General features: G+C 66.8%; 19 protein-coding genes. 3 read left to right on the top strand and 16 right to left on the bottom strand.

Annotation, left to right across the window (positions count from 1 at the left end; all coding sequences use genetic code 11):
* Positions 1-5: 5 nt before the first annotated feature.
* The 16 genes from flhF to flhD form a co-directional block, all read right to left on the bottom strand.
* A complete protein-coding gene (gene flhF / locus I6I07_RS26560; RefSeq protein ID WP_198484363.1) occupies positions 6-2,948 on the bottom strand; it encodes a flagellar biosynthesis protein FlhF in 2,943 nt (980 codons plus the stop codon).
* A complete protein-coding gene (gene flhA / locus I6I07_RS26565; protein ID WP_198484364.1) occupies positions 2,945-5,065 on the bottom strand; it encodes a flagellar biosynthesis protein FlhA in 2,121 nt (706 codons plus the stop codon). Before flhA ends, flhF begins: the two co-directional genes overlap by 4 nt.
* A gap of 3 nt (positions 5,066-5,068) precedes the next feature.
* Positions 5,069-6,223 (bottom strand): flagellar biosynthesis protein FlhB, encoded by a 1,155-nt coding sequence (flhB, locus tag I6I07_RS26570; RefSeq protein WP_006394431.1) that lies wholly within the window; start codon positions 6,221-6,223, stop codon positions 5,069-5,071.
* A gap of 197 nt (positions 6,224-6,420) precedes the next feature.
* Complete coding sequence (locus tag I6I07_RS26575) at positions 6,421-7,938, bottom strand: methyl-accepting chemotaxis protein (RefSeq protein WP_198487681.1); 1,518 nt, start codon at positions 7,936-7,938, stop codon at positions 6,421-6,423.
* Positions 7,939-8,173: 235 nt separating this feature from the next.
* A complete protein-coding gene (gene cheZ / locus I6I07_RS26580; protein WP_006394429.1) occupies positions 8,174-8,806 on the bottom strand; it encodes a protein phosphatase CheZ in 633 nt (210 codons plus the stop codon).
* An 8-nt stretch (positions 8,807-8,814) separates the two neighbouring features.
* The gene (gene cheY / locus I6I07_RS26585; RefSeq protein WP_006387517.1) at positions 8,815-9,204 is read right to left on the bottom strand and encodes a chemotaxis response regulator CheY; all 390 of its coding nucleotides are present in this window, start codon (positions 9,202-9,204) and stop codon (positions 8,815-8,817) included.
* 50 nt (positions 9,205-9,254) lie between these two features.
* On the bottom strand, positions 9,255-10,313 hold the full coding sequence (locus I6I07_RS26590) for a protein-glutamate methylesterase/protein-glutamine glutaminase (protein WP_198484365.1): 1,059 nt from the start codon (positions 10,311-10,313) through the stop codon (positions 9,255-9,257).
* Between the two features lie 46 nt (positions 10,314-10,359).
* Positions 10,360-11,196, bottom strand: a complete 837-nt coding sequence (locus tag I6I07_RS26595) for a CheR family methyltransferase (RefSeq protein WP_006394427.1) — start codon at positions 11,194-11,196, stop codon at positions 10,360-10,362.
* Positions 11,197-11,222: 26 nt separating this feature from the next.
* The gene (locus tag I6I07_RS26600) at positions 11,223-12,926 is read right to left on the bottom strand and encodes a methyl-accepting chemotaxis protein (RefSeq protein ID WP_198484366.1); all 1,704 of its coding nucleotides are present in this window, start codon (positions 12,924-12,926) and stop codon (positions 11,223-11,225) included.
* Positions 12,927-13,055: 129 nt separating this feature from the next.
* Complete coding sequence (cheW, locus tag I6I07_RS26605; RefSeq protein WP_006396234.1) at positions 13,056-13,556, bottom strand: chemotaxis protein CheW; 501 nt, start codon at positions 13,554-13,556, stop codon at positions 13,056-13,058.
* A 15-nt stretch (positions 13,557-13,571) separates the two neighbouring features.
* Complete coding sequence (gene cheA / locus I6I07_RS26610; protein WP_198484367.1) at positions 13,572-15,686, bottom strand: chemotaxis protein CheA; 2,115 nt, start codon at positions 15,684-15,686, stop codon at positions 13,572-13,574.
* A gap of 29 nt (positions 15,687-15,715) precedes the next feature.
* On the bottom strand, positions 15,716-16,096 hold the full coding sequence (locus tag I6I07_RS26615) for a response regulator (protein ID WP_006387511.1): 381 nt from the start codon (positions 16,094-16,096) through the stop codon (positions 15,716-15,718).
* A gap of 2 nt (positions 16,097-16,098) precedes the next feature.
* Complete coding sequence (gene motB / locus I6I07_RS26620; protein ID WP_198484368.1) at positions 16,099-17,088, bottom strand: flagellar motor protein MotB; 990 nt, start codon at positions 17,086-17,088, stop codon at positions 16,099-16,101.
* Between the two features lie 11 nt (positions 17,089-17,099).
* Positions 17,100-17,969 (bottom strand): flagellar motor stator protein MotA, encoded by an 870-nt coding sequence (gene motA / locus I6I07_RS26625; protein WP_006387509.1) that lies wholly within the window; start codon positions 17,967-17,969, stop codon positions 17,100-17,102.
* Positions 17,970-18,086: 117 nt separating this feature from the next.
* On the bottom strand, positions 18,087-18,668 hold the full coding sequence (flhC, locus tag I6I07_RS26630; protein WP_006394423.1) for a flagellar transcriptional regulator FlhC: 582 nt from the start codon (positions 18,666-18,668) through the stop codon (positions 18,087-18,089).
* 31 nt (positions 18,669-18,699) lie between these two features.
* Positions 18,700-19,023 carry a flagellar transcriptional regulator FlhD gene (flhD, locus tag I6I07_RS26635; RefSeq protein ID WP_006219025.1) on the bottom strand — a complete coding sequence of 108 codons (324 nt, stop codon included), beginning with the start codon at positions 19,021-19,023 and terminating at the stop codon, positions 18,700-18,702.
* Between the two features lie 430 nt (positions 19,024-19,453).
* Here flhD and I6I07_RS26640 point away from each other — a divergent pair, with 430 nt between their 5' ends.
* The 3 genes from I6I07_RS26640 to I6I07_RS26650 all read left to right on the top strand — a co-directional run bounded on the left by I6I07_RS26640 (position 19,454) and on the right by I6I07_RS26650 (position 23,944).
* Entirely contained in the window at positions 19,454-20,209 is a 756-nt protein-coding gene (locus I6I07_RS26640; protein WP_198484369.1) for an RNA polymerase sigma factor FliA, read from the top strand.
* A 156-nt stretch (positions 20,210-20,365) separates the two neighbouring features.
* Entirely contained in the window at positions 20,366-21,964 is a 1,599-nt protein-coding gene (locus tag I6I07_RS26645; protein ID WP_198484370.1) for a methyltransferase regulatory domain-containing protein, read from the top strand.
* A 279-nt stretch (positions 21,965-22,243) separates the two neighbouring features.
* Positions 22,244-23,944, top strand: a complete 1,701-nt coding sequence (locus I6I07_RS26650; RefSeq protein ID WP_198484371.1) for a flagellin — start codon at positions 22,244-22,246, stop codon at positions 23,942-23,944.
* Positions 23,945-24,001: the final 57 nt, after the last annotated feature.

The raw sequence follows: 24,001 nt of genomic DNA on the forward strand, positions 1-24,001 counted from the left end.
ACGCCCTAGACGCCGCCGGCCATTTCCAGCATGGCGAACATCTTCAGCAGCGCCACCGGCAGCAGGCGCCCGGAAAGCTTGCGCTCCGGGCTGACGACGCCGGCCAGCGTGGCGCGCACGCCGTCCGCCGCCGAGGCATGCGCCAGTTGCCAGCAGGCCGCGCCCAGTTGGCCGGCCATGAGCGACTGCCGCGCCAGCGTATGCGCGCCATCGACCGCGGGCAACGCCTGCCAGGCATTGGCCATGTAGCGGAAACCGGCGCGCGCCTCTTCCTGCAGCACCAGCCAGCGCGCCACCGTGGCGGCGTCCGCCTGGCCCGCGGCCAGGTTGGTCAGGCCGAACAGCTGGCCAGCCACTTCGCCGCTGGTGGTATCGATCAGGCGGGCGCACACCAGCCGGAAGCGGGTTTCGTCGCCGCGGCCGGGCAGGCCGATCTCGGTGCCCGAGGCCCACAACGCCAACGGCGCCGGGCGGGTGCCGGGCACGGCGCGCAGGCCGGGCATGTCGCCCGGCTGGCCCACCGGCAGGTAACCGACGCTCTTGCCCACCGCATTCAGGTTGGTCGGGCATTCGTCCTGGATCACGCGCATGCCGCCCGGGCTGCGCGCCACCCACGACACGCCCTGCTCGCTCAGGCTTTGCCACAGCGCCGAGGTGCCGGCTTCGAGCATGTGCACGGCCGGCACCTGGGCCAGTTGCTCGTTCAGCCAGCGCACCCGCGCCTCCAGGGCCAGCGCCGTGTCCGGCTGCGCGGCGGCGGCCGGCGCGAACGACGACAGCATGCCGTGCGGCAGCACCAGCTGTTGGGCCGGCGCGGCCAGGGCCGCGCCGCGGTCGCTCATCAGCACGGCGCTGAGCAGCGTGCCACCGGGCAAGGCCTCGCCCTTCATGCTGGTCTTGCCGTGCATGACCAGCAGGTTGCGGCTGCAGGCGGTGGAAAATTCGCGCCGCACCATCGCCAGCGGCGTTTCGCCCAGCGCCGCGAGGCTCGAACCCGCGCCGTCGCTGACATACTCGCGCCACGAGGCGCGGGCCTGCACGCAGGCCGGGTCGCTGTCGAGCCAGCCCAGGGTGTCATCCAGGTTCTGCGCGGCCTCGATCGTGCCGGCGCCGCCCTGAGGACGCAGGATCGCCGAGGCCAGCAACTGGCGGCGGCGGGCGGGGTCGACGGTCGCCTCGGTTTCGCGCGGCGTCGACCACAGCGACGCCATGTCGGCCTCGCTGGGTGAATACAGGGCGCGGGCGCGCTCGACCATGGCGAAGGCGCGGTCGATCAGCGCGTCTGCGCGCGCCAGCTCCAGGTGCTCCGGCACCTTCTGGCCGATCGACGAATAGTGGATCGGCAGCCGGTGGCGGATCGCCGTGTCCAGCGCCGCGCCCAGGCGCGAAGCCTCGTCGAGCTTGGTGATGATGCAGCCGGCCACGTCCTCGCCGACGCCGTTGCGATAGGCGTGGGCGACTTCATCCAGCGTATCGCCCTGGCTGGCGGCGTTGAGCACCAGCAGCCGGCGCACCGGCTTGCCGGCGTTGCACAGCATCGCGGCCTGCTCGGCCACCTGGCGGTCGCGCTGGCTGATGCCGGTGGTGTCGATCAGCACGATCTTGCGGTTGCCCAGCTCGGCCAGGATGCGGCGCAGCTCGCCGGCATCGCGCACCGAATGCGCCGGCACGCCCATCAGGCGGCCGTAGATCTGCAACTGCTCGAGCGCGCCGATCCGGAAATTGTCGGTGGTCAGCATCGCCACCTGCTCGCGGCCTTCGCGCGCGACGCAGCGCGCCGCCAGCTTGGCCAGCGTGGTGGTCTTGCCGACGCCGGTCGGGCCGACCAGCGCGTACACGCCGCCGCCCAGGAATTCGTCTTCCGAGCCCAGCACCGGCAGGTGCGTGACCAGTTCATTGCGGGCCCAGGCCAGCGCGGCCTCGGCGCTCATGCCTTGCGGCATGCGCTCGACCAGCGTGCGGACCAGCTTGGTGCTGAAACCGGCGTCCAGCAGGCTGCGGAACAAGGCGGCGCCCGCCGGCTCGCGGCCAGGGCCCTGGCGACCGCCCCACAACAGGCCGTCCATGCGGCTTTCGAGCGCGCCACGCAAGGCGCTGATGGCGTCCTGCAAGCCCGCCGCGGCGTCGCCGGGCAGCGCCGCGGGCGGCATCCCCGGACCATTGCGCAGCGGCGCATCGGGCATGCGCGCCATCGGCGACGGCGCCACCGGCGGCAACTCGCGCGCCGGCGGCAAGGCCGGCATTTCCATGCGCACCGGCGCGGCGGGCGCGACGGGCGCCATCACCGCGGGCGTGGCCACTGCCGCCGTCACGGCGGGTGGCGCGGCGACCGGCGCCGGGGCCATGGCGGGCGGCGCCTGGCGAGCGACGGGTTCCGGCAGCACGTCCGGTTCGGGCAACGACTGCGCGGCATAGGCCGACTGATAGGCGGCGATCGAACGCGACGGCACCGCGTAGGCGGGCTGGGTTGCGGCAACGGTCGCCGGCGCCGCGACGGGCGCCGGCGGTGCACCGTAGGGCGGTTGCGGGGCGATCGGCGCCGCGCCATAGGCGGGTCGCGGCGCGACCGGCTGCGACGCGGCGGCGGCCGGCGCGCCATAGCCAGGCTGCGCGCCATAAGGCGGTTGCGAGGCCGTGGCCGGCGTAGCGCCGTAGCCGGGAGGCGGCGCCAGGTTGGCGGGCGCGGCGTGGCTGTACGGCGCGGGCGCCTGCGGCGGCACCGGCGCAGCCGGGGCGCGGGCCGGCGCGTGGCCGTCGGCGTATCCCTGCGGCGCGGACGCCTGCGCATGCTGCGGCGCGTCGTCGAACGCGCCATCCACCGTGGCCAGCACCTCGATGCCGCCATCGACGCTGCGGTTCGACACGATCAGCGCATCGGGACCCAATACCTGGCGCACCTGGCGCATGACGTCACGGCTGTTGGCGCCAAAGAAGCGGCTTATTTTCATTGACCATTACCCCCGCCGATGAGCGCCGTCACGCGGACCATGCGCTCATCCGGAATTTCCGTATTCGACAACACACCCAGCTGCGGCAGGTGGTGGCGCAGGAAGCGCGACAACGGCGCTCGCAGCACCGGCGACACCAGCAGCACCGGCGCGTTGCCCTGCGATTCCTGGCGCTCGACCGCCGCCTGGGTTTCGCGCAGCAGTGTATCCGCCAGGCCCGGCTCCAGGCCGCCGCTGGTGGTCAGCGCCTGCGACAGCACGCGCTCGAGCTTGACGTCCAGCCCGATCACGCGCAGCTCGCCCTCGCCCGGGAACCATTGCTGGGTGATGGCGCGGCCCAGCGAACGGCGCGTCAGCGCGATCAGCTCGTTGATGTCGGGCTGGCCGCCGGTGCCGGCCGCCATCGCCGCCAGGCGCGGGCCGTGCTCGGACAGCGTGTCGATGATGGTGCGCATGTCGCGGATCGGCACTTCCTCGGCCAGGAGGCCCTGCAGCACCTTCTGCAGCGCGGTGAGCGACAGCGTCTTGGGCACCAGGTCCTCGACCAGCTTGGGCGCGTCGCGGCCGATGCGGTCCAGCAGCTGCTGCACTTCCTGGCGGCCCAGCAGGTTGGAGCCGTGGCGGTGCATCAGGTGGTTCAGGTGGGTGGCGACCACGGTGCCGGCATCCACCACCGTGTAACCGACCACCTGGGCCTGGTCGCGCAGGCTGCCGTCGATCCACAGCGCCGGCAGGCCGAAGGCCGGATCGGTGGTGGGCGTGCCCTTGATCTGCATGGTCACGCCGCCCGGGTCGATGGCCAGCCACTGGCCCGGCATCGCCACGCCGTGGCCGATCTCGACGCCGGACAGCAGGATGCGGTAGTCGTTGGGCTTGAGTTCCAGGTTGTCGCGGATGTGCACCACCGGCGGCAGGAAGCCCACGTCCTGGGCGAATTTCTTGCGCAGGCTGCGGATGCGGTGCAGCAGCTCGCCGTTCTGGGCGTGGTCGACCAGCGGGATCAGGCGGTAGCCGACCTCCAGGCCGAGCTGGTCCACCATCGAGACGTCGTCCCAGCTGGCTTCGGCCGCGGCGGCCTGCGCCTGCGTCACCGCCTGCTGCGGCACTTCGCTGGCCGCCACCTCGGCGGCCTTGCGCCGCTTGTACATGGCCCATCCGCCCCAGGCCAGCGCGCCGGCCAGCGTCAGGAAGGCGACGTGCGGCATGTTGGGGATCAGGCCCATGATGCCGATGATGCCGGCCGTCAGGAACATCACGCTGGGGTTGGAGAACAGCTGGCTGATGATCTGCTGGCCGATATCCTGGTCGGTCGACACGCGCGACACCACCACGCCGGCGGCGGTCGAGATCACCAGCGCCGGGATCTGCGCCACCAGGCCGTCACCGATGGTCAGCAGCGTGTAGACGCGGGCCGAGTCGCTCATCGACATGTCGTGCTGGGCCACGCCCACGATCAGGCCGCCGATGATGTTGATCGCCATGATCAGCAGGCCGGCGATGGCGTCGCCGCGCACGAACTTGCTGGCGCCGTCCATCGAGCCGAAGAAGTCGGATTCCTGCGACACCTCGGCGCGGCGCTTGCGGGCCTCGTCCTCGCCGATCAGGCCGGCGTTCAGGTCGGCGTCGATGGCCATCTGCTTGCCGGGCATGGCGTCCAGGGTGAAGCGCGCGCCGACTTCGGCGATCCGCCCCGCACCCTTGGTGATGACGATGAAGTTGATGATGGTCAGGATGATGAAGACGATGATGCCGACGGCGAAGTTGCCGCCCACCAGGAAGTGGCCGAAGGCCTCGATCACCTTGCCCGCGGCGTCCGGGCCGGTGTGGCCGTGCAGCAGCACCACCCGGGTCGAGGCGACGTTCAGCGACAGGCGCAGCAGCGTGGCGAACAGCAGCACGGCCGGGAAGGCGGCGAAATCCAGCGGCTTGCGCGTGAACATGGCCACCAGCAGGATCATCACCGACAGCGCGATGTTGAAGGTGAACAGCAGGTCCAGCAGGAAGGTGGGCAGCGGCAGCACCATCATGCCCAGCACCATCACGATCAGGACGGGGCCGGCCAGGAGACGCGCATGCGCCGCGCCGTTGCTTTTCAACATGGTGAGCAGAGCGCTCATTCCTTAGACTCCTTGTGCTGCGGTTTTTGCCTGCGGGTCCAGCGCGGCCGGCACGGGCAGGGACTTGGGCGCCGTCGGTTCGACCCCCCATCCCGAGCGCCACGAGCGCAACTGGAAAACCCACGCCAGCACTTCCGCGACCGCGGTATATAGCTCGCCCGGGATTTCATGCCCCAGTTCGACGTGTTGATACAGAGCGCGCGCCAGCGGCGGCGCTTCCAATGTGGGAATGCGATGCTCGGCGGCCAGTTCGCGGATCTTGGCCGCCACCAGCCCGGTGCCCTTGGCCAGCACCCGCGGCGCACCGTTTTTGTCTTCCTCGTACTTCAGCGCCACGGCGTAATGGGTCGGGTTGGTCACGACCACGTCGGCCTTGGGCACCTCGGACATCATGCGCCGGCGCGCGGCCTGGCGCTGCTGCTGGCGGATGCGCGCCTTGGTGTGCGGATCGCCTTCGCTTTCCTTGTGTTCCTGGCGCACGTCTTCCTTGGACATGCGCAGCTTTTTCAGGTGGCTCCAGATCTGCCAGGGCACGTCCAGCATCACGATCACCAACAGCGAGGCGACGATGAAGGCGCAGCACATCGCCACCAGGCTCAGCGCCTTAGTCAGGGCGGCAGCCGGCGCCACGTGCATCAGGCCGAGCATGTCGTCGTGGTAGCGCCAGATGATCCACACCGCCACGCCGCCCACCAGCAGGGCCTTGGCCAGCGCCTTGATCAGCTCGACCACCGTCTGCGACGAGAACATGCGCTTGAGGCCGGCAAACAGGCTGAGCTTGGAGAAATTCGGCGACAGCGGCTTGCCCGAGATGACGATGCCCCCCAGCAGCACGCTGGACAGCACGGCGATCACCGCCAGCAGGCCGAAGATCGGCAAGATCACCATCAGGGCGTGGCCGAAGCCGTTGACGGCCTGCTCGACCATCACGCCCGGGTCGGCCACCACGCGCTGGTCGAACGCCAGCCCGTTGCGCAGCACCCCGCTCAGTCCCTGATAAATCGTGCCACCGCCGGCCCAGATCGCCGCGACACCGGCGGCCAGCATCATGAACGTGCCCAGTTCCCGGGAACGCGCAATCTGCCCCTCCTCGCGCGCCTTTTCCAGGCGCCTGGGAGAGGCGGCTTCGGTTTTCTCGAGGTCGCTTTCTTCGGCCATGCTCTGCGGTGTCGTTGCGGCTCGCGGATTGACGGATTACGAGCTGCCCGCCGAGATTCTAGGAGGCCTGGGCCTTTGGCGATAAGCCAAGAAACGGGGGGAAAGCGGCGCTATTCCCGGATGCGCCCGGACCGGGCCGGCCGGGGCGGGCCGCCGACCAGGTGCCCTGCCCCGCCTGCCTGGCGGATCGGTCCGGTTCAGCCGGCCGCCGCGACCACCGGCCGGGCCGGTTCGCCGGCGTCCAGGGTGGCCTGGAAGCGCACGTAATCGAGCCCGATCCGCACCGCGCCCCAGTGCTCGCCGTCCAGGAACAGGGGCACCGAGATGTCATTGACGATCTCGCCGGTATCGCGGGAATAGGTCTGAAACAGCAGGGTTTCGGTGTTGGCGGCCAGCCGCGCCCCGACCGGGTCGTCGAAGATGCGCTTGTGCCGCGACCGGGCGATGTCCTGGGCCGGGTCGCCGCTGGGCGGGTGCGAATAGCGGCTGTTATGCGCCGGCGCGTAGCCGCGCGCGTCCACCAGCAGCGCGTAGCTGCCGCCCGGCACGGCCTCCAGCACGCGGTCCAGCAGGCGGGTCAGCGCCTCGTCGATGCCGCGGTCATAGGCGGTGTGGTAGCGCGGCGGCTCGCTGCCGGCGATCCGCTGGTAATGGCGGTCGAACACGTCCAGGCCGCGCTCGCGGGCATGATCGAGCAGCCGGATCGCCGCCAGCCGGAAGGCATCCAGCGTCTCGGACAGGCGGTCGAAAGCGGTGTTGCCGGTGCGCATGTCCGACAGCACCTCCTGCACGCTCTCGGTCTGGCGCCGGATGCGGTCGATCTCGCCGGACATGCTGGCCACCCGCTCGCGCACGTCGGCGCTCAGCGCGGCGATGCGGCTGACGTCCTGGCTCATGCCGTGATTGGTGGCGTCGACCTCGCCGATCGCCTGCACCACCTCGCCCACCTGGCGGTTCATGCTGTCGAAATCCCGCACGAAATGCTGGAAATCCTGGCGCGTCTTGTCCAGCACCGCGCCCGACGCGTCCACGTCCTCGCGCAGGGTGCCGGTCTGGCGCTGGGTCGAATCGACCAGTTCCAGCATCTCGCCGGTGTGGCGGCCGATGTCGCTGGTGGCGGCGTTGACCCGCTCGGCCAACCGGCCCACCTCGCTGGCCACCACCGCGAAGCCGCGCCCGGCGTCGCCGGCGCGGGCCGCCTCCACCCCGGCGTTCAGCGCCAGCAGCTGGGTCTGCAGGGCAATGTCCTTGATGAGCTTGCTGATGTCGCCGACCGAGCGCGCCCGACCGGTCAACTGCTCCACCACGTCGGTGAAGGCCGCCATTTCACGGGTCATGCGGTCGACCCGTTCCTTGACCTCGGACAGCTCGGCCAGCGCCTGTTCGGCCGCGCGCAGATTCTGCCCGGAAACCTGGGCGATCTCGCGCGCATGGGTCGAGGTCGAGGCCGACAGCGCCGCGATCTGGGCGCCGCTGGCCGCCAGCGCCTCGGCCGCGCGCGCCTGCTCCTGCGCCAGCAGCGCGCAGCGGCCCGCCTGGAACTGGGTCCGGGCGGTGTTCAGGGCGATCTCGATGCTGGATTGCCGCACGGTGCTGATCCGGCTGCGGATGCCGGCCAGGAAGCGGTACAGCGGCCAGGCGGCCGGGCTGAGGGACAAGGGGCGTTCGGACAGCGTGGCACGGCCACGATTGAGCCGGCGCAACAACCCCCAGATACCTCCGAATCGGAATATGGATCTGGCCAAGATGGCACCTCCTTGTGCGGCCCGGATTGCCTTCTGTGGGCATCCGTTGCCTGGGCGCGATGCGCCCTGTCTCCTGCTGCGGCCCCGATTCTTATTGTTTTGCAGTCTACCCAAGGGCGCGCGTTCGCACCCTTAGGGAATACGACCATGCCCGACCGGCGGGCATGGCGGCAGGCGGGCCAGCGCGGCCCGCCGCCCGGCGGACTCAGAAGCCCAGGCTGGCCAGCAGGTCGTCGACCTGGTCCTGGCTGGTGACCACGTCGGTCTTGCCTTGCGGGCTGACCTGCGGGCCGTTGAGCAGGCTGTTGGCTTCGTCGCGGCGCTCTTGCGGCACGTTGTCCAGCAGCACCTGCAGCAGCTCGCGCTCGATCGCGCCGACCACGTCCATCATGCGCATGATGACCTGGCCGGTCAGATCCTGGAAGTCCTGCGCCATGATGATTTCCATCAGCTTGGACTGGGTCTGCTGCGTCTGCTTGGGCACGTCCTGCAGGAACGCGCGCGTGTCCTTGACCAGTTCGCGGGCCTCGGGCAATTCCAGCGGCTGGTCGTACCATTGCTGCCAGCGGCCGTCCAGGGCCTGCGCCGAGCGTGACATGCCGTCCTGGATCGGGCCGGCGGCCTCGGTCGCGTTCAGCACGCGGTTGGCGGCCTGTTCGGTCATCTGCGCCACGTAGCGCAGGCGGTCGCGGGCATCGGGGATGGCGTTGGCCGCGTCCTTGATCGCCTGGTCCAGGCCCAGCTCGCGCATGCTGTCGCGCAGCATGCGGGTCAGCGAGGCGATACGGTGAATCAGGTCCGGGGATTCCGTCGAGTCTTCATTCTGCGTCGTGCTCATCGCGCACCTCAGCCGCCAATTTTCTCGAAGATCTTGACCAGCTTCTCTTCCAGCGTCGCCGCGGTGAAAGGCTTGACCACGTAACCGTTGGCGCCGGCCTGGGCCGCCGCGACGATGTTTTCCTTCTTGGCCTCGGCCGTCACCATCAGCACCGGCAGCGAGGCCAGGCTGGCGTCGGCGCGGATCTGCTTGAGCATTTCCAGACCGTCCAGATTGGGCATGTTCCAGTCGGACACGACGAACTGGAAGCCGCCGTTGCGCAGCTTCTCCAGTCCGATCGCGCCGTCTTCGGCCTCATCCACGTTCTCGAAACCCAGCTCTTTGAGCAGGTTGCGGATGATCCGCCGCATGGTGGGGAAGTCATCCACCACCAGAATCTTGATGCCCTTGTCTACCATCTTTTACTCCAGAAGAAATTTGCTTGAGATCGATCGGGACGACAGCCGCGTCAAACGCGGTGTCCCCGGTCGCCCAGGCGAGTCAGAATGCGCTCACTCATTGCCGACAGCGGCACCACTTCGTCAGCCGCACCGATTGCGATGGCCTCCCGGGGCATGCCGAAGACCACGCAACTGGCTTCATCCTGCGCGATGGTATGGGCGCCGGCGCGGTGCATGGCCAGCATGCCGGCCGCTCCGTCCTTGCCCATCCCGGTCAGGATGACGCCGATGGCGTTCTTGCCCGCTGCCACGGCGGCGGAATTAAACAACACATCCACCGACGGGCGGTGGCGATTGACCGGTTCGCTGGCTTCCAGCTCGATCACGTAGTTGGCGCCGCTGCGGCCCAGGCGCATGTGCATCTCGCCGCCCGGGGCCAGGTACACGTGGCCCGGCAGCACGCGCTCGCCGTGCACGGCCTCGCGCACCGTCACCGCGCACAGGGCGTCCAGGCGCTGCGCGAACGACCGCGTGAAGCCGGCCGGCATGTGCTGCGTGATCAGGATGGCCGGGCTGTCCGGCGGCAGCGGCTGCAGTACTTCGCGAATGGCCTCGGTGCCACCGGTGGAGGCGCCCACGATGACCAGCTTTTCCGAGCTGGCCAGCGGCCGGCGCAGCATCGGCACCGGCGCGGGCGCCGGGGCGTGCGGGCTCGGCGTGCGCAGCTTGGCGCGCGAGGCGGCGCGGATCTTGTCGGCGATGATCTCGGTGTATTCCAGCAGGCCGTCGCGGATGCCCAGCTTGGGCTTGGTCACGAAGTCGATGGCGCCGAGCTCGAGCGCGCGCAGCGTGATTTCGCCGCCGCGTTCGGTCAGCGACGACACCATCACCACCGGCATCGGCCTCAAGCGCATCAGCTTTTCAAGGAAATCCAGCCCGTCCATGCGGGGCATTTCCACGTCCAGCGTCAGCACGTCGGGATTGTGCTTCTTGATCAGCTCGCGCGCCACCAGCGGATCGGGCGCGGTCGCGACCACTTCCATATCCGGCTGGCTGTTGATGATCTCGGTCATCAGTCCGCGCACGAGCGCGGAATCATCCACACATAGAACTCTGATTTTCTGCATTGTTTACCGCCTCAGGCGGACCTGGAACCCGTCGTCACCGACCGGCCTAGGCCTTGCCCGCGCATTCGTAGACTGTCTGCCCGCGCAGACGGAAATCCCGACTGATATAGGTGAAGTTCTCGGAATGGCCCGCAAACAGCAGGCCGCCCGGCTTGAGCAGCGGAACGAACCGCTCAAGGATCTTCGCCTGGGTCGGCTTGTCGAAGTAAATCATGACGTTGCGGCAGAAGATGACGTCGAACTTCTCGCTGATCGGCCACGACGGCGCCAGCAGGTTCAACGTCTCGTACCGCACCATGTCGGCGATCTCGGGACGCACCCGGACCTGTCCGGCGTTGGCGCCGCGGCCCTTCAGGAAGAAGCGCTTGAGGCGGCTCTCTTCCATCTTGGCCACGCGCTCGGCCGGATAGACCGCCGTGCGCGCCCGGTTCAACACGTTGGTGTCGATGTCGGTCGCCAGCACCGAGCAGGCGCTGGCGCGCGGGCCCAGGGCCTCGGCCAGGGTGATCGCGATGGAGTACGGTTCTTCGCCCGTGGACGCCGCGCAACACCACACCGACACCGGGCCGCTGCGCTTTTGCGCGAAGTCGGCCAGGATCGGGAAATGGTGCGACTCGCGAAAGAACGCGGTCAGGTTGGTCGTCAGGGCATTGACGAAATCTTCCCATTCGGCCGCGTCCGGCTCGTTCTCGAGCTGGTCGAGATAGCTGCCGAAGTCCTGCCGGCCCAGCGCCCGCAGGCGCCGCGCCAGCCGGCTGTAGACCATTTCGCGCTTGTGCGTGCCCAGCGAGATGCCGGCGCGCGCGTGAATCATCTTGCGGACGCGGGTGAAGTCCGCGTCCCGAAAATCGAATTGGCGGTCCACCGGGATGGACGGCGCCATGTTTGCCGCTGTCGCCACTGCCGCCCTCAGCGCTCAAGAGCAAGCGCGTCAGGCGCTTGCAGCCGTGATTCGTCGGCGCCGGCGCGGCCCGAAGACAGGCGATGCGCCGGCACTTCGATCACTTCGCCGATGTTGACCTTGAACACGGCCACCGCTTCGGCCAGGCGCTGCGCCTGTTCCTGCAGCGAGCCGGCCGCGGCCGCGGCTTCTTCCACCAGCGCCGCGTTCTGCTGCGTCACTTCGTCCATCTGCGACACCGCGCGGTTCACCTGGTCGATGCCGCTCGACTGTTCTTCGGACGCCGCCGAGATCTCGCCCATGATGTCCGTCACGCGCTTGACCGACGCCACGATCTCCTGCATCGTCGCGCCCGCGCGTTCGACCTGTTGCGAACCCGCGCCGACCTTGGCCACGGAATCCTCGATCAGGCCCTTGATTTCCTTGGCCGCCTGCGCGCTGCGCTGAGCCAGCGAGCGCACTTCGCCCGCCACCACCGCGAAACCCTTGCCCTGCTCGCCGGCGCGCGCGGCTTCCACCGCCGCGTTCAGCGCCAGAATATTGGTCTGGAAGGCGATGCCATCGATCACCGACACGATTTCCGAGATCTTGCGCGAGCTGGCGGAAATGCCGTGCATGGTGTTGACCACCTCGGCCACGGCGGAACCGCCGCGCTCGGCCACGTCCGACGCGCTGGCCGCCAGCTGATTGGCCTGGCGCGCGTTGTCGGCGTTCTGCTTGACGGTCGAGGCCAACTGCTCCATCGACGCGGCGGTCTCTTCCAGCGAGGCCGCCTGCTGCTCGGTGCGGCTGGACAGGTCGGTGTTGCCGGCGGCGATCTCGTGCGAACCGGTATTGATCTCGTCGACGCCGCGGCGCACCGAGGACACCGTGCGCGTCAGGCTTTCCTGCATGCGCTTGAGCGCGGCGAACAGCTGGCCGATCTCGTTGGTGTTGCGGACCTCGACGCGGGCGGTCAGGTCGCCGCCGGCGATGCGGTCGAAGTGATGGCCGGCGTCCTTGAGCGGCTGCAGCACGCGGCGGCGCAGGAACACATAGGTGGCGAACACCAGCAGCGCGGCGATCACGCCGCCAGCGCTGACCGCCAGCAGCACGAACTGGTAGCGCACCTGGGCCACCTCGAACGCGTCCAGCATCTTGCTGGCGCGCCAGAAATCAAAGCCTTCGACGGCGCGGGCGAAGCGCCCCTCGAGCGCGTCCTGCACCTTCTGCACCTGCGCCTGGTAGGCCGGCATGTCGGCCTTTTCCAGCGCGGCGGTCAGCGGCACCACGCCCTGCTGCACCAGCGCGCCGTACGAGTCCTCGACTTCCTTGAGGGACTCTGCCGCCTCGGGCGGCCTGGGCAGGGTCTTGAAATAGTCGAATTCCGCCTGGCCCTTGTTCTGCGCCGCCTTGGCGCGTTCCAGCAGGCCGGCGGCCTCGCTCGACAGGCCCTGCGTCAGCAGCGTGGGCTGGCCGACGCTGCGCACGATGTCGGCGTAGTTGGACGAGGCCGTGCGGCCCAGGCCATTGAGGGTGTCCTTGTAGCTCGAGACGACACGGCCCAGCGCGTCGTTCAGTTCTTGCGATTGCTTGATTTCCGCCAGCGTCGCGTTGCTGATGCGCAACGACAGCACGCCCAGCGCGGCTCCGATCACCAACATGAATGAGAAGAACGCCAGCACCCACAACAGGCTGCTGCGTATCGTCATGTTCGCGAAAAACTTGCGCATCACAAGCACCACTCCTGACTGCAATCGTTAAGAAAAGCGCCATATCGAATCCAATATGGCGCGCCCTACCCTGCCTGCTGGGCGGTCGGCCGCGTAGCGGACCGAGACGCCCGGATCCCGCCGCTCCGATCAGGAGGCGACCTTCTCCACCAGAGCCATTTCGTCGCTGGTCATCATCTTCTCGATGTCGACCAGGATCAGCATGCGTTCGTCGACCGTGCCCAGGCCCGTCAGGTACTCGGTGGACAGGGTGGCGCCGAATTCCGGCGCCGGGCGGATCTGGCCGGCGTTGAGCATCAGCACGTCCGACACGCCATCGACGACGATGCCGACCACGCGGCGATCGAGGTTCAGGATGATGACGACGGTCTGCTCGTTGTATTCGACGCTGCCCAGGTTGAACTTGATGCGCAGGTCGACGATCGGCACGATGATGCCGCGCAGGTTGGTCACGCCCTTGATGAACGGCGGAACATTGGCGATACGGGTCACCGTGTCGGCGTCGTAGCCGCGGATCTCCTGCACCTTCAGGATATCGATGCCGTACTCTTCCTCGCCCAGCGTGAACACCAGGAACTCGTTGCCGACATCTTCATTGCGCGCGGCTTGCGCTTGCGGTTTGGCTGCCATGGGACTATTTCTCCATCAATTCAGAATGGCTTCGGGCTGCGACCAACGCTCACGGTTGGCGCGCGCAAGCGCAAATACGTCGACGATCAGCGCCACGCTGCCATCGCCCAGGATGGTGGCGGCGGAAATGCCGGGGACCTTGCGGTAATTCGACTCGAGGTTCTTGACCACCACCTGGTGCTGGCCGATCAGGTGATCCACCAGCAACGCGAAACGGCGGTCTTCGGCCTGCATGATGACGGCGATGGCCTGGGTCGGGTCGGTCTGGGCCTCGCCAACCGAGAACACGCGGTGCATTTCGACCAGCGGCAGGTATTCGCCACGCACGTGCATGACGCGCTCGTTACCGGCCACGGAGTAGATCTGATCGTTGGTCGGCTGCAGCGATTCGGTCACGTGGTTCAGCGGCAGGATGAAGGTTTCCTCGCCCACCCGCACCGACATGCCGTCCAGGATCGCCAGCGTCAGCGGCAGCACGATGCGCGTGGTGGTGCCGTTGCCCGGCTCGCACGACAGCTGCACGTGGCCGCCCATGTCCTGGATGTTCCGGCGCACCACGTCCATGCCGACGCCGCGGCCGGAGATGTCGGTGACCTTTTCCGCCGTGGAAAAGCCCGGCGCGAAGATCAGCTGCCAGATTTCGTCGTCCGGCGAGTTCTCGTTGACCGGCAGGCCCTGGGCCATGGCCTTCTTGAGGATCTTCTCGCGGTTCAGGCCGGCACCGTCGTCGCTGACCTCGATCACGATGTTGCCGCCGTTGTGCTGGGCCGACAGCACCAGCTGGCCGACCGGATCCTTGCCGGCGGCGACGCGCTTCTCGGGCGTCTCGATGCCGTGGTCCAGGCTGTTGCGCACCAGGTGCGTCAGCGGGTCGATGATGCGTTCGATCAGGCTCTTGTCGAGTTCCGTGGCGCGGCCGTAGGTCTGCAGTTCGATCTGCTTGCCCATCTTGCCGGCGATGTCGCGCACCAGGCGCGGGAAGCGGCTGAAGACGTAATCCATCGGCATCATGCGGATCGACATGACGGCTTCCTGCAGGTCGCGCGCATTGCGTTCGAGCTGCTCCATGCCGTTGAGCAGGCGGTCGTGCAGCACCGGGTCCAGCGTCGACGCGGTCTGCGCCAGCATGGCCTGGGTGATGACCAGTTCGCCCACCAGGTTGATGACCTGGTCGACCTTTTCGACGCCGACGCGGATCGAGGTGGATTCCTTGTCGGCGTGGGCCGGCGCGGCGGCGCGGCTGGTGCGCGCGGCCTGCGAGATGGCTTCGGCGGCGGCGGCGGACTCGGCCACCGCGGACGCGGCGGCGGGCGCCGACGCGGCTTCGGCGGCTGCGGCGGGCGCCGCGGCCACGGCGGGCGCGGGCGTGGCTTCAGCCACGGCGGCCGGCGGCGCTTCGCGGGCGATGTTCAGCTGGTCGGCGTCGACGATGAAGCAGCAGACGGCCTCGATGTCGTCCGGGGTGCAGGTGCTATCGACCCAGACGGTCAGCACGCCGTTGGCGCGCTCGCTGGCCTTGACCTGGCCGAGGTTGCCCATTTCTTCGAGCAGCGACTCGGCGTCCTTGTCCGACACCTTGGTGATGCGCACGCGCAGCGGCAGGCCGGCGGCATCGGCGGCGGGCGCCGCTTCGGCCACGGGCGCGGGCTCGGGCGCGGCCTGCACCGGCGGCGGAGCGACCGGCGCGGGGGCGGGCGCAGCGGCCGGGGCCGCGGCGGCCGCGGGATCCTTGTGCTCCAGGGCGAGCTGCCTCAACACCGCGCAGATGCGCTCAAACACGGCTTCATCGGGCTCTTCGGAGGCCCGGTAGGCATCCAGTTGGCTTTTGAGCACGTCTTTCGTTTCCAAGAAAATATCAATCATGTCCGTACGCAGCGCCATTTCGCCGCGACGGATCGCGTCCAGAAGGTTTTCAAGCAGGTGGGTGGTGCCCGCCAGCTGGTTGAAACAGCCGAACGTGGCCGCGCCGCCCTTGATCGAGTGGGCCGCGCGGAAAATGGCATTGAGCTGCTCGATGTCGGGCGCGCCGACGTCGAGCTCGAGCAGCAACTGCTCCATTTGCGCGAGCAGCTCGTCCGCCTCGTCGAAAAAGGTCTCGTAAAACTGACTGAGGTCCAAACCAGAACTCATGACCCGTACGCCTTCATAAATGAACTTGCCTACGCGCCGGATTGCTCGTCGAGCAATTCGGACGCCAATTCCACCAGTACATCGGGATCGACCGGCTTGGACAGCCAGCCGCACACGCCCAGATCCCGAGCCGCCATCTTGCTATCCACGTCGTCTTCGGTGGTCAGCACCAGCACCGGCACGTCCAGGTACTGTTCCTGTTCGCGCAAGCCCTGGATCAATTGCAGGCCGCCCATCACGGGCATGTTCCAGTCGCTCACCACCAAGTCCACCGGATGGCTCTTGGCCACCTCCAGCGCTTCCTGGCCGTTTCCGGCCGTCAATACCTTCCATCCCGCGCCCGTCAGCGTCGCCTGGACGATCATTCTCATCGTCGCCGAATCGTCCGCCACCAGAATCGTTGCCGCCATTGCTATCGAGCCCCTTCGGCGGGCGGCGTTGCCGCCGCGTCGCCTTGCTTGGTTGCCGTCGTGGCCTGGGTGGCGGTGTTCACCGCCTCCACGGCCGATCCAACCTCGCGGGCATCCTTGGCGCTGACGTCCGCTGCCGCGGCGTTCTCGTTTTCGATGCGCCGCTGGGTGCTCTGGTTGAGCACCACTAGGCTGATACGTCTATTAACGGCCGCATATGGATCATCTTTAACGAGGCTCATGCTCGAGGACAGACCCTGGATGCGCATGACCTTGCTTTCGCTCATGCCGCCGGCCACCAGTTCCTGGCGCGAGGCGTTGGCACGATCGGCCGAGAGTTCCCAGTTGCTGTAGGCGCGCTCGCCGCGGGCGTACTGCGACGCGTCGGTGTGGCCAGAGATGCTGACCTTGTTGGGCAGCTCGTTCAGCACCGGCCCCAATTCCCGCAGGATGTCGCGCATGTACGGCTGCACTTCGGCGCGGCCGGTGGCGAACATGGGGCGGTTCTGGTTGTCGATGATCTGGATCCGCAGGCCTTCGGTGGTCAGGTCGATCAGCAATTGGGGCCGGAAGCTCTTGAGGACCGGGCTGTTCTCGATGACGTTTTCCAGCCGCTTCTTGAGGTTTTCCAGGCGATGCTGGTCGCGCCGCTCGGCGTCGCCCATGGGCTGGGCCTCGACCCGGTTGCCCTGGGCGCGGCGCTCGTCGCCGTCGCTGCGCAGGGGGTCGCGGCCGCCGCCGGGGACCGCGCTGGTCTCGGCCGAGCTGCTGGGCCCGCCGGTCAGCGCCACGCGCAGGGGCATGCGGAAGTATTCGGCGATGCCCTTGAGTTCCTCGCGCGGCACGATGCTGATCAGCCACATCACCAGGAAGAACGCCATCATCGCCGTGATGAAGTCGGCGTAGGCGATCTTCCAGCTGCCGCCGTGGTGTCCGCCGCCGTGGACCTTCTTGCGGCGGATCACCACACGGTGGTTGTTTACCGTGCTCATGGCCCGCTCCGTCAGGCCTTGGCGGTGGACTTGGTCTGCCGGACGTGCTCTTCCAGCTCACCGAAAGTCGGACGCACCGACGAATACAGCACTTTGCGGCCGAATTCCACCGCCAGCTGCGGCGGGTAGCCGTTCATGCTGGCCAGCAACGTGGTCTTGATGCATTCCAGCACCTTCATGGCCTCGTCCGTGCGGCGCTCGATGCGCGAGGCCAGCGGACCGACGAAGCCGTAGGCGAGCAGAATGCCCAGGAAGGTGCCGACCATGGCCTTGGAGATCAGGTCGCCGAGAATGGCGGGCGGCTGGTCCACGGCGGCCAGCGCCTTGATCACGCCCAGCACCGCGGCCACGATGCCGAACGCCGGCAGGCCGTCGGCCATCTGCCGGATCATGCTCGCGGGCACTTCGCGCTCGTGGCGGTAGGTCTCGATTTCCTCGTCCATGAGCGTTTCGATTTCGAACGAGCTCATGTTGCCGCTGATCATGATGCGCAGGTAGTCCGTGATGAACTCCATGAGCTTCTCGTCTTTGGCGATGCGCGGATACTCGCTGAAGATCGGACTGGAGGCCGGATCCTCGATGTGCGATTCGATGGCCATCAGGCCTTCGCGGCGCGCCTTGTTCAGCAGCACGTACAGGAGCGCCATGAGCTCCATGTAGACGTCCTTGCCGTAGCGCGAGCTTTTCAGCGTATCGGGGAGTGCCTTCTTGACCAGCATCAGCGACTTCTTGCTGTTGCCGGCCAGGAACGCGCCGAAGGCCGCGCCGAAGATCAACGTCAATTCGAACGGCTGGTAAAGCGCGCCCATGTGGCCGCCCAGCGCTACGAAGCTGCCGATGACCGACACGATCACCACTAGAAAACCGATAACAATCAACACATCAGGCCCCTGCCAACGAAGTCTAAAACCGGCGTCAATGATCCCCTGTTCCCCCCGACCCAAAAAGGCGGGTTACGGGGAGTTTTCCAGGGCTTTTGATGTATTTGGACGCGCCGCTCAGGAGCGGGCGGCGTCTACGGCTGGCGCGGGACGGCTGCCCGCGCGCGCCTTGGCGGCGGCGCGGGTCTTGCCGGCCCGGGGTGGCGGACGGCAGATCGCGCACACGAAATCCGACTGCGGATCATGCGCGTGCGCGATGAAATGCCCGCCGCACTGGCGGCAGGCGGAAAGCTGCAACATGCCGCTGTCGAAGAACCTCACCAGCATCCAGGCCCGGGTGAAGCTCAGCACGGGCTCGGCGGATTCGGCGTTGTCCACGCCGGCGTTCTCGAGATAGAGGCGGTACGCGTCGATGATGGCGCGGATGCCCTTGCTGCTGGTGCGCGTATTCAGGAACGAATAGACGTTGTAGAACAGCGAGGAATGGATATTCGGCAACCAGGTCATGAACCAGTCGACCGAAAAAGGCAGCATGCCCTTCGGTGGCGAGCAGCCGCGGATTTCGCGGTACAGACGTGCCAGGCGGTCGTGGCTGAGGCTGGTTTCAGCCTCCAACACCTGCAGCCGCGCGCCCAGAGTGATCATGGAGCTGGCTAGCAGGATGTCATCCGCTTCCTGCGAAACGCTCTTGGTGGCCATTACACGTGTCCGAGTGGGAATCGACAGGCCGTCAGGCCAGTTCTTCAACAGGTTGCTTGGCCAGCAGGATCGTCGCGTGCGCTTGCTGCAACGCGCCGCCCAGCACATCGTGGGTCAGTGCGGACAGCAGGCTGTAGTCGTCGAAACGGAAACGGCACAGGAGCGAACTGGAGCTGGCCAGCTTCACCAGCTGAGCCGGAGAAAGACGCATCAGGATATCGGCAACCTCGTTGCTGAAACCCAGGCGGAACATCGATGCAGCATAGTCATCGCGCAGCATGCGCTGTGCGAGAAGAAGGTAGGACAGATTCACTTCACGGATATCTGCCAGCAAAGAATTTTCGACTTGTTGCACGCCCGACTCCCTATTCCCTATCCCACCGAAGGGGCTTGATAACCAAGGACAATGGCAACGTTTGTTGCACAGTATCCGCTGCATCCTGTTTTAATGCGAAATGTATCATTTGTTCGCAATTTAAGTAAAATTTACCACAGGTCATGTCATTTTCTATGACTTATATGACAAATCTTTGTTGATATCGCGCAACTTGAGACTTTAGATACACCTTGACATAGAAAGTCCTGGCAAATGTACGTCAATTTGGCAAATAAGCATTCAAAACGTTGCGTGCTTTAAGGAATGAAATACCGACTTTTGCCGACAATGACACCTTGCCGATCACAAAATATTGCTAGCTTTAGCGTAGCCGCGCGTTTGTCGACAATGTCGCAAATTGACAACAACCGACAATGCGTCACGATGGACACCGCCTGACACTCCCGCAATGCCCCACGCAGATGACAGCCTGGTCGAATATGCCCCGCTAGTGCGGAAGCTGGCCCTGCAATTGCTCGCCCGGCTGCCGGCCAGCGTCGAGCTCGACGACCTGATCCAAGCCGGCATGATCGGCCTCTTGGATGCCGTGCGCCGCTACCAGGAAACCGCCGACGCCCAGTTCGAGACCTACGCCACGACCCGCATCCGCGGCGCCATGCTCGACGAGCTGCGGGGCCAGGACTGGCTGCCGCGCAGCGTGCGCGCCAAGGCCCGCAAGATCGAACAGGCCATCCAGCAACTCGAACAACGCCTGATGCGCGCGCCCTCCGAGGCCGAGATCGCGCAGCAGATGGAAATGCCGCTGGCTGAATATCAGACGCTGTTGCACGACGCCCAGGGCGTGCAGATCGTCCACTACGAAGACTTCGCCACCGAGCCCGACGCCGCGTCGGGCCAGACCGACTGGACCGCCACGCTGAATCACGGCAACGCCGGCGGCAACCCGCTGGACTCGCTGCTGGCCGGCGATTTCCGCCAGGCGCTGATCCTGGCCATCGACACCCTGCCCGACCGCGAGAAACTGCTGTTGTCGCTGTGCTACGAGCAGGGCCTGAACCTGAAGGAAATCGGCGCGATCATGAACGTGACCGAGGCCCGCGTCTGCCAACTGCGCTCGCAGGCGACGGCGCGCATCCGCGCCAAGCTGCGTGAACAGGCCTGGCAACACCTGCCCCAGGAGGGGCAGATCGCGCAAATAATCTAGGACTGACGGCGTACTGCGGCCGGAATTCCAGGGAAATCGGACGTTATTCATCCCATTACGCCGCGCGCGCCCTTGTTAGCCTTGCAGGCTGACACCAATAAGGTGCGCACGGCGATCCGCCGCCGGCCACGCACCGCGATCCCTGGAATTTTCGCCATGAGCGCACCCGACGTCCTGACGCAGGCCATTTCCGACGCCTACGACGAAACCCCGTACATCTCGCTGCCGTTCTCCTATACGTCGCCGGGCAACCTGCGCGCGGTCGCCCGCCTCTACCAACTCGAGGCGCCGGCACTGGAACAGGCGCGGGTACTGGAACTGGGCTGCGCCGCCGGCGGCAACCTGCTGCCGTTCGCGCTGGCCTACCCCGAGGCCCGGGTCGTCGGCATCGACCTGTCGCCGCAACAGATCGACGCGGGCCGCCAGACCGCGGAAGCGGCCGGCGCGCGCAATCTGGACCTGCGGGCCATGAGCCTGACGGACATCACCGCCGATTTCGGCGTCTTCGACTACATCATCTGCCACGGCGTGTTCAGCTGGGTACCGCCGGAAGTGCGCGACGCCATCCTGCGCATCTGCCGCGAGAACCTCGCGCCGCAGGGCGTGGCTTACGTCAGCTACAACACCTATCCGGGCTGGAAGGCGTCGGACGTCATCCGCGACGCCATGATCCTGAACAGCTTCGGCGCCGAAACGCCGCAGGAAAAGGTGGCCCGCGCCAAGGACATGCTGGAGCTGATCGAGGGCGGCCTGTGGCAGAACAACCCGCTGCGCTCGGCGCTGCAGCAGGCCGCCAGCAAATTGCGCGGCCAGACCGACCACTATCTGCTGCATGAATACCTGGAGGCGATCAACACGCCCTGCTATTTCCTGGAATTCGCCGCGGCGGCGCAACAGGCCGGGCTGGCGTACGTGACGGACGCCGAACCGCAACTGACATTCCCGTCCACTTTCGGCGCCACGGTGGCGGTGGGCCTGAACGGGCTGTCGGTCAACGCCGGCCGGGAAATGCGCGAGCAATACCTGGACTTCGCCGTCGGCCGCTCGTTCCGCAAGAGCCTGCTGGTGCACGCCGAACGCGCCGGCGAGATCCTCGAGCAGCCCGAGGGCGGCGCCTTCGCCGCCATGCATTTCGCCGCCGACCTGACGGCGCTGGCGGGCGCGCCGGCCGGACAGCGGCAGTTCCGCACCGCGGCCGGCACCGCCATCACCACCCCGGATCCGGCGATGATCGCGCTGATGGAGACGCTGGCGCAGGCCTGGCCGCAATCGCTGCCGTTCGCCGCGCTGCTGGAAAGCCAGCGCGGACACGCCGCCTCCGACGCGTCGGCCGACGCCCTGGCCAACGCGATGGTCGGCCACCTGGTGACGCTGGTGCAGGCCGGCGCCCTGCACTACCGCCTGGAACCGGTGGCCTACCAACCCGCGCAGGCCAAGCCGCGCCTGATCCCGGGCGCCCTGGAACTACTACAAGAAGTAACAAAACCGGGTTGCCAGGTCGGCATGCACAGCCTCTGGCACCATCCGGTCACGGCGCCCACCGACGCCCTGCACCAATACCTGATGCGCCACATCGACGGCGAGCGCAGCACCGCCGAGCTGCGCACCCTGGCGCGCGACGCGCTGACCGCGGGACGCCATCCGCACCCGGACGGCAAGCCCTATAAGGGCGCCCGCAACCTGGATCCGGTAGCCCAGGAAATCGTCAACAGCCTGCTGGTCGCCCTGCGCCGCGTCGGCCTGCTGCTGCATTGACAGGCCCGTCCGGCGGCCGTCCTCCGGCCGTCGGACATGTCTGTATATAGTGCTGGCCACCCCGTCCAGCCGCCCGACCAAACCGTAAGACCAGTCTGTAAGTGGTATCCAACAACATTTTGCGAATACCAAAAAAAAGCCCTAAAGATTGATTTGCGACTGCCGTAATCCTTGCAACGGAGAAATTCGAAGACGCAAGAAATCGAATTCTTCCCGTTACAACGATGGGCGGCCCCGCTGCCCGGTTTGAAGAAGCCTTTCTCTCTTGGGAGCCTAAACATGGCTGCAGTCATTAACACCAACTACTTGTCGCTGGTTGCTCAGAACAACCTGAACAAGTCGCAATCCGCCCTGGGTACCGCCATCGAGCGTCTGTCGTCCGGCCTGCGCATCAACAGCGCCAAGGATGACGCCGCCGGTATGGCCATTGCCAACCGCTTCACCGCGAACGTCAAGGGCCTGACCCAAGCCGCTCGTAACGCCAACGACGGTATCTCGCTGGCCCAGACGACGGAAGGCGCCGCCTCCGAAATCAACACCCACCTGCAGCGCGTTCGCGAACTGTCGGTGCAAGCCGGTAACGGCAGCTACTCGCAAGAGCAGCTGAACTCGATGCAAGACGAAATCAACCAGCGTCTGTCGGACATCGACCGCATCTCGCAACAAACCGACTTCAACGGCGTGAAGGTCCTGTCGGCCAACGCCAAGCCCCTGACGCTGCAAGTCGGCGCCAACGACGGCGAAACCATCACCCTGAACCTGTCGGAAATCAGCGTCAAGACGCTGGGTCTGGACGGCTTCAACGTCAACGGCTCGGGCGTGACCCAGAACCGTTCGGCCACCGTGTCCGACCTGCAAGCCGCTGGTGGCGGGACCGTCGCCGCCAACGAATGGCAAGTCACCACCACCCACGCCGCCGCGACCGCTGACCAAGTCTTCGGCAAGCTGGAGAATGGCAACAAGGTCACCGTGGGCACGGCTGCTACCGGCACGACTTACACGTACGACGCCGCCAACAAGAACTTCACGTTCACCGACAAGTCGGCTTCGGATGCCGCTTCTGTGAACGCCCTGGCCGACAAGCTGCGTCCGGCCACGGGCACCGCCACCGGCACCTACACCCACAGCAACGGCGCCGCTGCGACGTCGTTCGAAGTGGATGCTACCGGCAAGGTCACCGTCGGCGGCCAAGCTGCCTTCCTGGATACCGATGGCAACCTGACCACGAACAGCGCTGGTGGCACCGCCGCCACCATTCGCGGCGTCATGACGGCTGCTGCGCAGAACACCGGCGCCGCCGGCACCTCCTCGGTCGCCATCGGTGGCAAGACCTACTCCAACGTCGGTACCGCCGCTGGTGCCAACCAGTTGCAATTCACCAACACCATCGCTTCCGACGCGCTGCTGGCCAACGTCAAGGCCAACACCACGGCCGGCGACGTGACGATCACGCTGGGTTCGGGCATCACCAGCGCGACGGTTGCCTTCAACGCTGGCAATTCGACCAACACGTACGTCGACGACAAGGGCACGTTCACCTCGACCAAGACCTACACCACCAACTACCAGGTCGACCCCAACACGGGTAAGGTCACGGTCAAGAGCGGAACGGGCACGGGCGACTACGCCCCCAAGGTCGGCGCCGAAGCCAAGGTCAGCAGCTCGGGCAAGCTGACCACGGAAGAAAAGAGCAAGGGCACGCTGACCACCGATCCGCTGAAGACGCTGGACGCCGCCTTCACCAAGCTGGACAAGCTGACCGGTGAACTGGGTGCCGTGCAGAACCGCCTGGAATCGACGATCGCCAACCTGAACAACGTGGTCAACAACCTGTCCAGCGCCCGTTCGCGCATCCAGGACGCCGACTACGCCACGGAAGTGTCGAACATGTCGAAGGCCCAGATCCTGCAACAGGCTGGCACCTCGGTTCTGGCGCAAGCCAACCAAGTACCGCAAACCGTGCTGTCGCTGCTGCGTTAATTCACGGCAGGCAATACGGACGGGTGGGGAAATTCCGATTTTCCCGCCTGGCCGGTC

It is taken from the genome of Achromobacter deleyi, from assembly GCF_016127315.1.
Taxonomy (GTDB): Bacteria; Pseudomonadota; Gammaproteobacteria; order Burkholderiales; family Burkholderiaceae_B; genus Achromobacter; species Achromobacter insuavis_A.